The following is a 14,454-nucleotide window of genomic DNA, read 5'->3' on the forward strand; positions in this document are numbered from 1 at the left end:
CACTGCAAATACTACGAGCGAGTAACTGCTAGGCGGAGCGTGACATCCGGCCGTGGCTGGAATTCGACGCCCCCCGCAGTCGCGAGCAGTCGGAAGCGGACAAGAGCGAGCCCCCGCACGCGGGTTGCGTGCGGGGGCTCACAGGAAGAGGTGCGGGTGCGGGTGTTCGCCTTAGAAGACGCTCACGCCGTACGCGCTCAGCGCCTCCGTGACCGGCTGGAAGAACGTCGTGCCGCCGGAGCTGCAGTCACCGCTGCCGCCGGAGGTCAGGCCGTAGGCGATGCCGCTGTTGGAGTACAGCGGGCCGCCGGAGTCGCCCGGCTCGGCGCAGACCGTGGTCTGGATCATGCCGTAGACGATGTCGCCGCCGCCGTAGTTGACGGTCGCGTTGAGGGCGGTGACCCGGCCGCTGTGCGTGCCCGTGGTGGAGCCGCGGCGGTAGACCGTGGTGCCCACGCTCGGCGTCGCGGCGCTGGTGATGTCCACGCTGCCGACCGTGCCCGACTTGGTCACGGACGTGTTCGTGTAGCGCACGAGCCCGTAGTCGTTGGTCGGGAAGCTGGAGCCGGCCGTGGAGCCGAGCACCGTGGTGCGCGAGGAGTTGGAGTACCAGGTGCCCGCGCCGTCGGTGCAGTGGCCCGCGGTCAGGAAGTAGTAGGTGCTGCCGCTGCGGACGTTGAAGCCCAGGGAGCAGCGCCAGCTGCTCGCGTAGATGGCGTCGCCGCCGGAGATCAGCTTGTTGAACGTGCCGGGCGTGCGCTTGACGCTGATCGCGCCGGCGTTGGCACCGGCCTGCCGCTTGATCTTCGCGAGCTCGGCCTGGGAGACCGTGCTGTCGACGGTCAGCAGCAGCTTGTGGTTCTTGGCGTCGACGGCCCACGCGGTGCCCGGCACATCGGCCTTGAGCACGGCGTTGCCCGCCTGGTTGAGCTGTGCGGCGCTGTACGTGGTGACGTCGGAGGCGTTCGCGCTGGGGATCGCGATCGCGGCCGCGGCCACGAGACCGGTCGTCACGGCGGTCAGCCGGGTCCGTCTCGAGATACCGCTGCGGGGGGTGGTGCGCTTGATCCTCACTTTTCGTTCCTCCACAAAGGAAGTCGGGGGCCCGCGTGGGGTCGGGGCCCGTGAGGCGCAGTCGGGGGCAGGTCCCGGATCCCGGGTATGCCGTGCTCCTGACAAGCGCTGTGGGGGAGTATTCGGCCGCACGACCGAGCGGCGCAAGGGCGCCTTTCGGCCGTGCGGCTTTCAACTGTCCGCCGATCCACGCGCGTCCATCAGCTTCGACGCGGACGAACCGGACGTTCGGTGGAGCGGGATTGCCGTGGAGCGGGAGTGCGGTGGAGCGGGAGTGCGGTGGAGCGGGAGTGCGGTCGACCGGGACTCAGGTCGATCAGAACGCCCCGGGGCGGGGTCAGTAGATGCTGACGCCGTACGCGCTCAGTGCCTCCGGCACCGGCTGGTAGAAGGTCGTGCCGCCGGTCCGGCAGTCGCCGCTGCCGCCGGAGGTGATGCCGAGCGCCTTGGTGCCGTCGTAGAGCGGACCGCCGGAGTCGCCGGGCTCGGCGCAGACCGTGGTCTGGATCATGCCGTGCACGGTGCCGCCGCCCTGGTAGCGCACGGTCACATTGAGGGCGGTGACGGTCCCGCCGTGGGTGCCGGTGGTGGAGCCGGTGCGCTTGACGCTCTCGCCGACGTACGCGTTGGCGGCGCTGTACCCGCCGGAGTGGCTGAGGCCGGTGTTGTCGTAGCGGACCAGGGCGTAGTCGTTGCCGGGGAAGTCGGCGCCGACGGTCGGGCCGATCAGGGTGCGGTGGGCGGAGTCGGTGTACCAGGTCTTGACCGACTTGCCGCAGTGACCTGCGGTGAGGAAGTAGTACGTGCTGCCGCTGACCACGTTGAAGCCGAGCGAACAGCGGTAGCCGCCGCCGTAGATGGCGTCTCCGGCGGACAGCAGCGGGCGGATGACACCGGGGGTGCGCCTGACCTCGACCGCGTCGGCGGCCTTCTCGATACGGGCGATCTCGGCCGCGGAGACCGTGCTGTCCGCGGTGACGACGACCTGTCCGGACGCCCGGTCGGTGTACCAGGCGGTGCCGCCCGGTGCGGCCGCGGCCACGGCGCTCGCGGCCCGGGCGAGTTCGGCCGCGTCGTCGGCCGGAGCGGACGCGCCCGCGCTGGGCAGTCCGGCCAGGGTGGCGGCGACGAGTCCTGCGGCGACGGCGAGCAGTCGGATGCGCTGGGTTCTCACTGGTCCTCCTCGTGGGAGCGGAAGGCCCCGGCAGGGTCGGGGGCCCGTGAGACGCTGTGGGGGTGGCGTGGCTCCTGACATGCGCCGCAGGGGAGAATGCCCGCCGACCGGCTCGCGCACAAGACCACCCGCGGAGGTGTGCGGCAGACGAACCCGTTCGCCGTACACACGCGACGCGCGCCGACGGTACGGCCGCCGGCGCGCGTGTCGTGCGAGAAGCGGAGCTCAGGCCAGGTTGCGCTCCCCCGCCTCCACGGCCACGTCCAGGGTGTTGCCCGGGGGCGGGAAGGGGCAGATGAAGTGGTCGGCGAAGGCGCACGGCGGCAGCAGCGCGCGGTTGAGGTCGACCGTCGTACGGCCCTCGGCGTCCGGCGCGGCGGGCCGCAGGAACCGGAAGCGGTAGCTGCTCACCCCGCTGGTGGCGTCGGCGAACACCGCCCACAGCGAGCCGTCCGCCTCGACGCTCACCTGGAGCCTGAACTCCCGCCCGTCCAGGGCGAACGACAGCTCACCGCCGAGCCCGAGCCCGCGCTCGCGCCCGTCCGCGTTCGCCACCCGCACCGTCCGGTCGGCGCCGTACGGCGTGAAACGCCCGGGCACCGTCCAGCGCGGGTCGTACGGCGTGGCCTCGATGCCCTGGAAGGCGCGCCGCGCCTCGGAGCCAGGGTCGAAGTCCCGTATGCCCCAGACGCCTTCGCGCACCAGCACCACCAGGCGCCGCTCGCCGAGGGCCACCCGGGACGCGGCCGCCGGGCCGGAGTCGGCCGTGAGGTGCGCCTCGCCGGTGAAGGGCGCCCCGTCCAGGGTCAGCCCGTCCTCGGCGGCGGCGGTCAGGACCACCGCGTCCCCGTCGACGTGCCAGAGCCCGGGAATGGCCGGAAGTCGACCGTCCGGATAGTCCTCCAGCCAGTGCGTGCCGGTCAGGGCGAGCGGCCCGTAAGGCGCCGACACCGTCTCCACGCGGCGCTCGTGCCACTGCTTCCACTCGTCGAATGCGTCCGTCGTCGTCATGTGATCAACCTTTCCATGAAGTGCGACACGGTGGGCGCGGGGTACGGCAGCCCCAGGTGCTCGCGGAGCGTGCCGCCCGGGTAGAAGGTGCGGAACAGGCCGCGGTGCTGGAGCAGGGCGACCGTGCCGTTGACGAACCGCTCCAGATCGCGGCGCGGTTCGACCGGGGTGACATGGAAGCCGTCGGTGACGCCCTCGGCGTGCCAGCGTGCGATCAGCTCGGCCAGGTCGACGGGGCCGCCGCGGTAGAGGGGCCCGTGCGCGGTGTGCCGGGGGCCGCCCCCGCCGTGGCCGGGCTCGGCCGCGTGCTCGCCGCCGCCCAGGTCGATCCGCAGGCTCGCCAGCACGCGCAGGGCGTCGGGGTCACGCCCGGCCGCGGCCGCCTCCCGGCGCAGCTCCTCGCGTACGGCCCCTGCCTGCGCCCGCCCGGCGGCCCGCACCAGCACCACGTCGGCGTACCGGGCGGCGAGCTGTAAGTCCCCCTGGTCGAAGGCGACTTCGGTGACCCGCACGGCCGCGTCCGCCGTACGGCCGGACAGGCCCGGTTCCTCGATCCGTACGCCCGCCCGGCCGTGCGCCGGCCCCGGGGCGGCGTCGCTGACCAGCCCGATCCGGGTGGTGAGCGCGAGCAGGCCGAGCGGGTCGTCGCCGGTGAGCGTCACGAAGTCGAGCCCGCCGCGTTCGGCGAGCAGGACGGCGTCCGGGCCGGGGTCGCCGTCGAGACCGGCGGCCAGATGCAACAGCCCCATGGTCACAGCACCTTCGACAGGAAGGCCCGGGTGCGTTCGTGCCGCGGCGCGTCGAGCACCTCACCGGGCGGACCCTGTTCGACGATCCGCCCGGCGTCCATGAACACCACCGTGTCGGCGACCTCCCGGGCGAACCCGATCTCGTGCGTGACGACGATCATGGTGGTGCCCTGCCGGGCCAGCTCCTTGATGACGTCGAGGACCTCACCGACGAGCTCGGGGTCGAGCGCCGAGGTCGGCTCGTCGAACAGCAGCAGCTTCGGCTCAAGGGCGAGCGCCCGGGCGATGGCCACCCGCTGCTGCTGTCCGCCGGACAACTGCCGCGGATAGACGTCGGCCTTGTCGGCGAGGCCCACCCGCTCCAGCAGCCCGCGCCCGGCCAGGGCGGCGTCCTTGCGGGACCGCTTCAGCACCGACACCGGCGCCTCGACGACGTTCTCCAGCGCGGTGAGGTGCGGGAAGAGATGGAAGTTCTGGAAGACGAACCCGATCCGGGTGCGCTGCCTCAGCACCTCGCGCTCGGGCAGTTCGTGCAGCCGGTTCCCCGCGCGGCGGTAGCCGATCAGCGCCCCGTCGACGCTGATCGCGCCCCGGTCCACCTTCTCCAGGTGGTTGATCGTGCGCAGCAGCGTGGACTTGCCCGAGCCGGAGGGGCCGAGGATCACCGTGACCTGCCCGGCGCCCACCGCGAGGTCGATGCCCTTGAGGACCTCCAGGGAGCCGAAGCTCTTGTGGACGGATCTGATGTCGACCATGACGGTCATCGCATGCATCCCTTGATCGGCGTGAGGGGGACGTGAGGGGAAGGTGAGCCGGCTACGCGGCGGCCCGGCCCGCGAGGTCCGCGAGGAAGGCCAACGCCGCTCGCGCGGTGGCGTCGTTCTGCCGGAAGGCGGGGCCGCCGGTGCGCGGCCGGGTGAAGGCGCCCGAGCCGCGGGCGTCGGTGTGCGGCCCGAGCGCGAACCGGCGCGGGTGCGGGCGCCCGGCGCGGTCCAGGACCCGCCCGTCGGCGGGGTCGACGGCCAACAGCCCGTCCGGGGTGGCGGCGGCCCCGTCGGCGTACAGCTGCCGCAGCAGCGGGTCCCGGGCCCGCTCCACGGTCGGCTGCGGCAGCCGCGCCTCGACCAGCGCACGGGCATCGGTCCGCACCCCGGGCGCGGTCGGGCTGGACGCGCGGAACACCCCGTCCTCGGCGGCCACGGCCATGTCCGCGCCGACGAACCGCAGCACCCCGGCCCGCGACAGCGCGAGCATCTGCCGCAGCCGGGGCCCGGGCGGCCCGGAGGCGAGGTAGCTGAAGAACCCGTGCCACCAGCCGCCGATGTCACCGAGCCGCACGAGCTGCCCGTAGACGGAGAGCAGGGCGAGGAAGACGGCTAAGTCGGGGCTGTGCTGCGGGTCGTGACGTCTGGTCAGGTCCCGCTCGATGTGGTCCCGCACCCCCTCCTGGAGCGCCTCCTGCGAGGCGTACCGCACCCCGTCCAGCGGCCGGTCGAGGGCCGCCAGGTCCAGCCGGTCGGCCGGGTCCGGCACGGCGGACGCCACCAGCGCCGCCCGCTCGGCCGGGTCGGCGACCGCGTACTTCGCCTCGAAGTCGGGCCAGGGCAGGGCGGTGCGATCGGGGTGGGCGGTGAACAGCCGGTGGTAGTGCGCGAAGCCCAGCTCCTTCTCCACCAGCGGCCACACGTCCCGCCGGCCGTATCTGACAGCGGCTTCGCCGCGGGCGAACCCACCCGGCCGGGCGAGCAGTCCGTCGATCTCGGCCGGGCCCAGGAAACGCGGCAGCGGCGGGCGTTCGCCCGTCCAGTCGTAGCCGATCTTCGCGTGGTACGGCACTCCGCGCCGCGACCCGACGTACAGGACGGGCTCCTGCCCCGACGGCACATAGGTGTCGCCCTCGTGGCGTCCGCCGCGGCCCTCGGTGAGCAGCACCATCAGGTCGACGAAGGCCAGCCCGAAGCCGCGCACCAGGACGGGCTCACCGGCTTTCAGCGCGGACAGGTCGCTGTCGGCGGTGAAGTCGGGCGGAAGGTGCACCAGCCCATGGGCCTGCGCGTACGCGGCCAACTCGCGCTGCTCGTCGTCGAGTTCGGCGTCCAGGTGGCCGAGCGTCAGGACGACGAGGTCGGCCGGGAGAGGCCGTGGACGGCCCTCCAGCCACACCTGCTGGCGTCCCGCGTGCGAGCCGGTCACCCGCAGGGCGCGCCGCGGATGGTGATGGACCCGTATCCGCGGGGGCAGTCGCTCCACCGTACGGTCGTACACCCAGCGCAGATAGGCTCCCTGGAGCCGCCGGCCGGTGAAGGTGTGGCCCTCGACGCCGGCCCACTCGTGCAGGGTGGGCCCCTCGTGCACGGGCCCGGCCATGGGCACCGTGTCGTCGGTGAACAGGGTGACGTCCTCGGCGTGCGAGTTCATCCACAGCAGCGGCGACTGGGCCTCGCGCCAGATGCGCCCGGCACCCGGCGGATGCGGATCGACGAGATGGATGTCCAGATCCTGGGCGGCGTACAGCTCGGGGGCGTTGGCGGCGATGCGCTCCAGCAGACCGGTCCCCCGCGGACCGGCCCCGACGATCACCAGCGACGGCCTCATCGGGAGGTCTCCGAGCCGCGCGCGTAGTGCTTCTCGACGTAGTACTGGCCGATGGTCAGCACCGAGGTGACGACCGTGTACCAGAGGGTGGCGACCATCAGCAGCGGGATGACCTGGTAGGTGCGGTGGTAGATCAGCTGCACCGAGAACAGCAGGTCGCTGACCGCGATGACGCTGACGATGGAGGTGCCCTTCAGGGTGCCGATCAGCATGTTCCCGGCCGGCGGGACGATGGAGCGCATCGCCTGCGGCAGTACGATCCGCCGCCACCGCCGCCACCGGCTCAGCCCCAGTGCCTGGGCGGCCTCGATCTGGCCGCGGTCGACGGAGAGGATGCCGCCGCGCACCACCTCGGCGGCGTACGCGGCCTCGTGCAGGGTCAGTCCGACGACCGCGACGGTGACCGGGCCGAGCAGGTCGACGGTCCGCACGCCGAGGACTTGCGGATACAGCGCCCCGATGTTGAACCACAGCAGCAGCTGCACCAGGATCGGGATCGACCGGAACAGCCAGACGTAACCCCAACTCACCGCTCTCAGCACGGGGTTGGCGGACAGCCGGAACGCGGCGAGCAGGGTGCCGAGGGCGAAGCCCAGCATCATGACGACCGCGGTCAGCCAGAGGGTGAGCCACAGTCCGCGCAGCACCGAGGCGGAGGTGAAGTAGCGGGCGACGACGTCCCAGTGGAACGCGTCGTTGCGCAGAACGGAGTTGACGGCGAGCCCCAGCAGGGCGAGGACGACGACGGCCGCGGCCCACTGCCCGTACCGGCGCTGCGGCACGATCCGCGGTAGGTCGGTGTCCCGGGGTATGTCAGGGGCTTTGGCGAGGGTGTCGGAAGACATGGGAAGGCTCCATGGCGCGATGGATGGATGCCTTCACACGGCGGGCGCGGGTCAGCCCCGCGCCGCACGGCCGAGCCCCTCAGCAGGGCCGTTCGTCGAGATTACGGTCCCGATTCCCTTTCCTGTCAAGGGTGTCCAGAGTGTGAGCGGTACGTCTCACCCTGGTTGACGCGGCATCGGCGACCTGTTCCACTTGGCCCATGCATTCGCAGCAGTGGCTGGTCACGCGCTCCCACATCGACTTCGGTCGCGTGTGGTCCTGTTCTTGTTGAGCCGACCCCCTGCCCGCCCTGCCTGAACCAGGGCCCCGCATCCCCGCCTTCACACGCGCACCCTCCCCTCACCCTGCGCTTCTTCCGCCTTTTCTGCTCCTGTAGGAGACCGCACACCATGCGTCGTACGTCCGTGCGCGCCCGCGCACGCCATTTCGCCCCCTTCGCCCTGATCACCTCGGCCGCCCTGCTGCTCACCGCATGCGGTGCGGACACCCCGGACCAGGGCCAGGAGCACGTTCCCGCCGGGGACGTCGTCTCGGACCTCGCGGTGGACCCGGCCGCCGCGAAACTCCTCCCACCGGACGTCAAGAGCCTCACGGTGGCCGTCAGCGTCGGCGGCACCCCGCCCGGCACCACCTACCTGGACGACGGAAAGACCCTCACCGGCCAGGACGTCGACTTCACCAAGGCCGTCGCCCGTGTTCTCGGCATCGAACTGAAGACCGAACAGGCCGGCTTCGAGGCGATCCTGCCCGCCCTGGACAGCGGCAAGTACGACTTCGGCGCCAGCAACTTCGGGGTGACCGACGAGCGGCGCAAGACCATCGACTTCGTCACCTACATCAACGACGGCCAGGGCTTCGCCACGCGTGAGGACAGCGACCTGTCGAAGGTCACCGGTCTCGAGCAGCTGTGCGGCCTGAACGTGGCCACCGGCGCCGGCACCACCTTCGAGGCCACGCTGGAGGAGAACAGACACCTCTGCACGGACGCCGGCGAGAAGCCGTACAAGATCCAGACCTACAACGAGGCCGGCGCCATCTGGTCCTCCCTCCAGCAGGGGCGCAGCGACGTGGTGATGTCCACCATCAACGGCCTGCGCTACGCCGTGGCCCACCAGGAGGGCCTGAAGTTCCTCAACGAGTTCCACCGCCTGGACGTCGGCTTCGCCTTCAAGAAGGGCTCGAAGCTGGCGCCCGCCTTCCAAGCGGCGGTGAACAAGCTGATCGAGGACGGCACCTACGCCAGGATCCTGAAGAAGTGGGGCACGACGGGCTCGGCCATCACCAAGTCACGGATCTCTCCGCCGGAGCTCAAGGACTGATCCGCACAAGGCGGTTGGCCCACCCGGCTGCAGGGCGCTGCAGGGCCCGTCACGCCGGCCCGTTCGCGCGGGCCATCGTGTCGTCCGGGTCCGCCCCCGCGGGGCCCGGTTCGGTCGGGCGGCGTCGGCGGAGGGTGGCCGCGAGCATCGTGACGACGATGCCGCCGAGCGCCCAGGCGCCCAGGACCAGCAGGGACGTGGTGGTGTCGTTGCCGCGGAAGTAGGCGATCGAGCGGGCGGCCCAGGTGCCCGCGCCCGGGGGCAGGGCCGGGCCGATGGCGTTCCAGAAGGGCGGGAGCATCGGCAGCGGGAAGGCGCCGCCCGCGCTCGGGTTGCCCGCGACGACCACGAGGAGGATCGCCAGACCGATGCCGACGACGCCGAAGACGCCCTGGAGGGCGAGGGTGGCGGCGCCGACGGCGAAGGTGATCAGGGCGCCGAGCCACCACAGGGCGACCACGCTGCCGGGCAGGGCGTCGAGGATCGGCCCGACGACGACCGCGCCGCCGAGGCCGCCCACGATCGAGACCAGGGCCATCACCCCGAGCCTGATCGCCGCTCTGGTGGGGTTGGCCGGGCGGGCGCCGGTGCTGATGGCCAGGATCGAGGCACAGAGATAGCCGCCCACGCACCAGCCGACCACCAGATAGAAGGAGGACAGGCCGTCGAAGTCCTGCGGTGAGGCCGGGGCCACGTCGATCGTGCGGACCGCGCGGCTCTGGGACTTCTCCAGGGCGGTGGTGAGGTTCTCCAGCGCGGTGGCGAGCACCGTGCCACCGCCCGAGGCGACCAGGAGGGTGTCGGTGATGCCGGCCGGGTTCACCACCAGGGCGCCGTCGATGTCCCGGTGCATGATCTGCTTCCGCGCCGTCGCCTCGTCCGCCACCGCACGCGGGTCCAGCGGCGAGCCGGGCAGCTGCTCCAGCCGGGCCACCGCCTGACCGGCCGCCGCCCGTGGCGCCACCACCCCGAAGGGCACGTCCTTGGGCTTCGGATCGTGCAGCGCCCCCACATAGGAGGCGATGAACAGCAGCTGGAGGGCGATCACGCCGATCACCAGCAGCGTGGCCCGCGGCGTGACGGCGTCCCTCACCTCGGACAGGGTGCTCTGTGTCATGTCCCCAACGCTCCCGGGTGACGGCCGTTTGCGCAGGTGGGAGGCGCCCGAACGGCTGTCGTACATACGTTCGGGTTTTGGTCTATGGTGGGGGTGAGCAGGTTGGGAACGAATGTTCGACAGTGGTCGACAGCGGGAGGTGCGGATGCCGGGGTTCACGCATCTGCACACCGTCTCCGGGTTCTCCCTGCGCTACGGCGCCTCCCACCCGGAGCGGCTGGCCGAGCGTGCCTCCGAGCGGGGCATGGACGCCCTCGCCCTCACCGACCGCGACACCCTCGCCGGTACGGTCCGGTTCGCCAAGGCCTGCGCCAGGGCCGGCATCCGCCCCCTGTTCGGGGCCGACCTGGCGGTCGCCCGGCCCGAGACGGCCGCGCACGACGACTCCGTACGACGGGAGCGGCGGCGCACCCCCGTGCGCGGCGGCGCCTTCGTCGACGAGTCCGCCCCGCGCGTCACCTTCCTCGCCCGAGACGGCGCCCGCGGCTGGGCCGACCTGTGCCGGCTCGTCAGCGCCGCCCACACCGCCCCGGACACACCCCTGCTGACCTGGGCCGACAACCACGCCGACGGCCTGACCGTGCTGCTCGGCCCCGACTCCGACGTCGGCCGCGCCCTCGCCGCGGGCCGCCCCGACCGCGCGGCCGTGCTGCTCGGCCCCTGGCGCGAGGTGTACGGCGACGCCCTGCGCCTGGAGGCCGTCTGGCACGGCCGCGAGGGCACCGGGCCCGGCTCCCTGCGGCTGGCCGCGCGTACCGTGGGCCTCGCCGCCGAGCAGGGGGTGCGGCCGGTCCTCAGCAACGCCGTGCGGTACGCCGACCCCGGCCTGGGCCCGGTCGCCGATGTGCTGGACGCCGCCCGCCGGCTGGTGCCCATCGACCCGGCCAAGGAGCTGGACTCCGGCGAGGCCTGGCTGAAGGACGCCGGGGCCATGCTGCACGCGGCCGAGCGGATCGTGGAGGCCGCGGGCTTCCGCCGGGACACGGCCCACCGGCTGCTGGAGCAGACCGCGGCCACGGCCGCCGAGTGCCTCGTCGACCCCGAGGACCACCTCGGCATGGGCAGCGTCCACTTCCCCGAGCCGCACCTCGTCGGCGCGGGCCGCCGCACCGCCCAGCGGGCGCTCGCCTCCCGGGCGGCGGCCGGCATGGTGCTGCGCGGCTACTCCGGCCGCCGGGAGTACTGGGAGCGGATGCACCACGAGCTGGACATCATCGCCCACCACGGCTTCGCTTCTTATTTTTTGACGGTGGCTCAGGTCGTGGACGACGTAAGGGACATGGGCATCCGGGTCGCCGCGCGCGGCTCCGGCGCCGGGTCCCTCGTCAACCACCTCCTCGGCATCGCGCACGCCGACCCCGTCGAGCACGGGCTGCTCATGGAGCGCTTCCTGTCCAAGGAGCGGCTGGTGCTGCCCGACATCGACATCGACGTGGAGTCCGCGCGCCGCCTGGAGGTCTACCGGGCGATCATCGGCCGTTTCGGCACCGAGCGGGTCGCCACCGTCGCCATGCCCGAGACCTACCGGGTGCGGCACGCCGTACGGGACGTCGGCGCGGCCCTGTCCATGGATCCCGCCGAGATCGACCGGATCGCCAAGTCCTTCCCGCACATCCGCGCCCGCGACGCCCGCGCGGCCCTCGACGAACTGCCCGAGCTGAAGCAACTGGCGGGGGAGCGGGAGAAGTACGGCAGGCTGTGGGAGCTGGTCGAGGCGCTCGACGCCCTGCCGCGTGGGGTCGCCATGCACCCGTGCGGGGTGCTGCTGTCCGACGCCTCCCTGCTGACCCGTACGCCGGTCATGCCGACCAGCGGCGAGGGCTTCCCCATGTCCCAGTTCGACAAGGACGACGTGGAGGACCTCGGGCTGCTCAAACTGGATGTGCTGGGCGTGCGGATGCAGTCGGCGATGGCGCACGCGGTCGCCGAGGTGGAGCGGGCCACGGGCAGCAGGGTCGACCTGGACGCGGTGCCGCCGGGCGATCCGGCGACGTACCGGCTGATCCGGTCCACCGAGACGCTGGGCTGCTTCCAGATCGAGTCGCCGGGCCAGCGCGATCTGGTGGGGCGCCTGCAGCCTTCGACTTTCCATGACCTTGTGGTCGATATCTCGCTCTTCCGTCCCGGCCCGGTCGCCGCCGACATGGTGCGGCCGTTCATCGCGGCCCGGCACGGACGGGCGCCGGTGCGCTGTCCGCACCCGGATCTCGAGGAGCCGCTGCGCGACACCTACGGGGTCGTGGTCTTCCACGAGCAGATCATCGACATCGTGGCGATCATGACCGGCTGCGGGCGCGGCGAGGCCGACCGGGTGCGGCGCGGGCTGTCGGACCCGGAGTCGCAGGGGCGGATCAAGGTGTGGTTCGCCCAGCACGCGGCGGCGCGCGGCTATGACGCGGAAACGATTCAGCGGACCTGGGAGATCATCGAGGCCTTCGGCTCCTACGGCTTCTGCAAGGCGCACGCGGTCGCCTTCGCCGTGCCGACCTATCAGTCGGCCTGGCTGAAGGCCCATCACCCGGCCGCCTTCTACGCCGGGCTGCTCACCCACGACCCCGGGATGTACCCCAAGCGGCTGCTGCTGGCGGACGCGCGGCGGCGCGGGGTGCCGGTGCTGCCGCTGGATGTGAACAAGTCGGGCGTCGCCCACCGTATCGAACTGGTGTCCGATGGCTGGGGTCTGCGGCTCGCCCTGTCCGATGTGCACGGCATCAGCGAGGCCGAGGCGGCCCGGATCGCCGACGGGCAGCCCTACGCCTCCCTGCTGGACTTCTGGGAGCGGGCCCGCCCGAGCCGACCGGTGGCCGGACGGCTCGCCCAGGTCGGCGCGCTGGACGCCTTCGGTGCCAACCGGCGTGATCTGCAACTGCACTTGACCGAGCTGCACCGGGGTGCCCGGGGGACGGGCGGCGGCGGGGGCCAACTCCCGCTGGCCGGGGGCCGCAGGACCGCGCCCGCCGGGCTGCCCGACCTGTCCGACGCCGAGAAGCTCAGCGCCGAGCTCGGTGTGCTCTCCATGGACGCCTCGCGCAACCTCATGGACGACCACCGCGCCTTCCTCGACGAGCTGGGCGTGGTCTCCGCACGCCGGCTGCGCGAGGCCCGGCACGGCGAGACCGTGCTGGTCGCGGGCGCCAAGGCGGCCACCCAGACGCCGCCGATCCGGTCCGGCAAGCGGGTCATCTTCTCCACCCTGGACGACGGCACGGGCCTGGTCGACCTGGCCTTCTTCGACGACTCCCACGACGCCTGCGCCCACACCGTCTTCCACTCGTGGCTGTTGCTGGTGCGGGGGGTGGTGCAGCGGCGCGGGCCGCGCAGCCTCAGCGTGGTGGGCTCCGCCGCCTGGAACCTCGCCGAGCTGGTCGAACTGCGCGCCGAGGGCGGCCTCGACGAGGTCGCGGCCCGGCTGGCCGAGCCGGTGCCCGAGGCGGGTGCCGAGACGAGGGAGGGGGACCCGACCGGTGGGCGGCGTATCCATCTGCCGACCGGTTACGAGATGCATCCATGGGCCGATCTGCGGCCCGCGGGGCAGGAGGCCTCACAAGGGCCTGCTGCGGCAAGGAAGTTGTGGCACCAGAGCCCTGGGAGTGCGGGATGACCATCCTCTGCGTACGTTTCCGGCTGCCGCCGATGTACGAGGCGGCCCTGCCGGGGCTGCTCGGACTGCTGGAGGAGTTCACACCGGTCGTCGAGGCGCTCCCACCGGACGGGGCACTGGCCGATCTGGGCGGCGCCGAGCGCTACTTCGGGCGCAGCGCCGTCGAACTGGCCTCGGTGATCCGGGTGCGGGCGCTCGCGCTGCACGGCGTCGACTGTGTGATCGGCGCCGGGCCGAGCCCGATGCTCGCCCGGATGGCGCTGCGCGCGGCCCGGCCCGGGGTGACGTGCGCGGTGACCGAGGACCAGGTGCGGGAGTTCCTCGCCGACCAGCCGGTCGCCGCGCTGCCCGGCGTGGGCCCGGCCACCGCCCGCACCCTGGACGAGTACGGCCTCGACACCCTCGGCCGGGTCGCCGGCGCGCCGCTGTCCACGCTGCAGCGCCTGGTCGGTGCCCGGGTGGGGCGTGAGCTGCACGAGAAGGCGAACGGGGTCGACCGTGGGCGGGTCGTCCCGAACGCCGTCTCACGTTCCCTCGCCGCCGAACGCCCCTTCTCCCGCGACGAGTTGGACCCCGACCGGCATCGGCGTGCACTGCTGGCGGCCGCGGAGGAGCTGGGCGCCCGGCTGCGGGCCGTCGGCAAGGTGTGCCGCACGCTGACCCTCACCGTGCGGTACGCCGACCGGTCGGCCACCACGCGCAGCCGCACCCTGAAGGAGCCGACCGCGCATTCGGCGGCCCTGGTGAAGGCGGCGTACGGCATGTACGAGGCGCTCGGGCTGCAGCGGGCCCGGGTGCGGGCGGTCGTGCTGCGCGCGGAGGGGCTCGCGCCCGCCGAACAGGCCTCGCATCAGCTCACCTTCGATCCCGTGGACGAGAAGGTCCGGCGGATCGAGGAGGTCGCGGACCGGGCGCGGGCGAAGTTCGGGCCGCGGGCCGTGATGCCGGGGTCGCTGGCGGCGTAGCGC

Annotated in this window: 11 protein-coding genes; 3 read left to right on the plus strand and 8 right to left on the minus strand. The window is 72.7% G+C overall.

Features of this window, described 5'->3' with window-relative positions; genetic code table 11:
* Positions 1 to 171: 171 nt before the first annotated feature.
* The 7 genes from ACIQ6Y_RS27580 to ACIQ6Y_RS27610 form a co-directional block, all read right to left on the minus strand.
* The gene (locus ACIQ6Y_RS27580; protein ID WP_404042709.1) at positions 172 to 1,074 is read right to left on the minus strand and encodes a S1 family peptidase; all 903 of its coding nucleotides are present in this window, start codon (positions 1,072 to 1,074) and stop codon (positions 172 to 174) included.
* Between the two features lie 337 nt (positions 1,075 to 1,411).
* Positions 1,412 to 2,248 (minus strand): S1 family peptidase, encoded by an 837-nt coding sequence (locus tag ACIQ6Y_RS27585; protein WP_404042710.1) that lies wholly within the window; start codon positions 2,246 to 2,248, stop codon positions 1,412 to 1,414.
* A gap of 225 nt (positions 2,249 to 2,473) precedes the next feature.
* Positions 2,474 to 3,259 (minus strand): DUF1684 domain-containing protein, encoded by a 786-nt coding sequence (locus ACIQ6Y_RS27590; protein WP_404042711.1) that lies wholly within the window; start codon positions 3,257 to 3,259, stop codon positions 2,474 to 2,476.
* On the minus strand, positions 3,256 to 4,008 hold the full coding sequence (locus ACIQ6Y_RS27595; protein ID WP_404042712.1) for an FMNH2-dependent monooxygenase: 753 nt from the start codon (positions 4,006 to 4,008) through the stop codon (positions 3,256 to 3,258). Before ACIQ6Y_RS27595 ends, ACIQ6Y_RS27590 begins: the two co-directional genes overlap by 4 nt.
* Before the next feature lie 2 nt (positions 4,009 to 4,010).
* Entirely contained in the window at positions 4,011 to 4,772 is a 762-nt protein-coding gene (locus ACIQ6Y_RS27600) for an amino acid ABC transporter ATP-binding protein (RefSeq protein WP_404042714.1), read from the minus strand.
* 52 nt (positions 4,773 to 4,824) lie between these two features.
* Complete coding sequence (locus tag ACIQ6Y_RS27605) at positions 4,825 to 6,603, minus strand: FAD/NAD(P)-binding protein (RefSeq protein WP_404042715.1); 1,779 nt, start codon at positions 6,601 to 6,603, stop codon at positions 4,825 to 4,827.
* The gene (locus ACIQ6Y_RS27610; protein WP_404042717.1) at positions 6,600 to 7,448 is read right to left on the minus strand and encodes an amino acid ABC transporter permease; all 849 of its coding nucleotides are present in this window, start codon (positions 7,446 to 7,448) and stop codon (positions 6,600 to 6,602) included. Before ACIQ6Y_RS27610 ends, ACIQ6Y_RS27605 begins: the two co-directional genes overlap by 4 nt.
* A 390-nt stretch (positions 7,449 to 7,838) precedes the next feature.
* Between ACIQ6Y_RS27610 and ACIQ6Y_RS27615 the strand changes: the two genes are divergently transcribed.
* The gene (locus ACIQ6Y_RS27615; protein WP_404042718.1) at positions 7,839 to 8,768 is read left to right on the plus strand and encodes an ABC transporter substrate-binding protein; all 930 of its coding nucleotides are present in this window, start codon (positions 7,839 to 7,841) and stop codon (positions 8,766 to 8,768) included.
* A 49-nt stretch (positions 8,769 to 8,817) separates the two neighbouring features.
* Here the strand turns inward: ACIQ6Y_RS27615 and ACIQ6Y_RS27620 are convergent, their stop codons facing one another.
* Positions 8,818 to 9,885 carry a DUF3533 domain-containing protein gene (locus ACIQ6Y_RS27620; RefSeq protein ID WP_404042719.1) on the minus strand — a complete coding sequence of 356 codons (1,068 nt, stop codon included), beginning with the start codon at positions 9,883 to 9,885 and terminating at the stop codon, positions 8,818 to 8,820.
* A 145-nt stretch (positions 9,886 to 10,030) separates the two neighbouring features.
* On the opposite strand from ACIQ6Y_RS27620, the gene ACIQ6Y_RS27625 reads away from it, so the two are divergent.
* Entirely contained in the window at positions 10,031 to 13,486 is a 3,456-nt protein-coding gene (locus ACIQ6Y_RS27625; protein ID WP_404042721.1) for a DNA polymerase III subunit alpha, read from the plus strand.
* Entirely contained in the window at positions 13,483 to 14,451 is a 969-nt protein-coding gene (locus ACIQ6Y_RS27630; protein ID WP_404042723.1) for a DNA polymerase thumb domain-containing protein, read from the plus strand. Before ACIQ6Y_RS27625 ends, ACIQ6Y_RS27630 begins: the two co-directional genes overlap by 4 nt.
* Positions 14,452 to 14,454 lie beyond the last annotated feature (3 nt).

This window comes from Streptomyces sp. NPDC096205 (genome assembly GCF_044763135.1).
GTDB lineage: Bacteria > Actinomycetota > Actinomycetes > Streptomycetales > Streptomycetaceae > Streptomyces.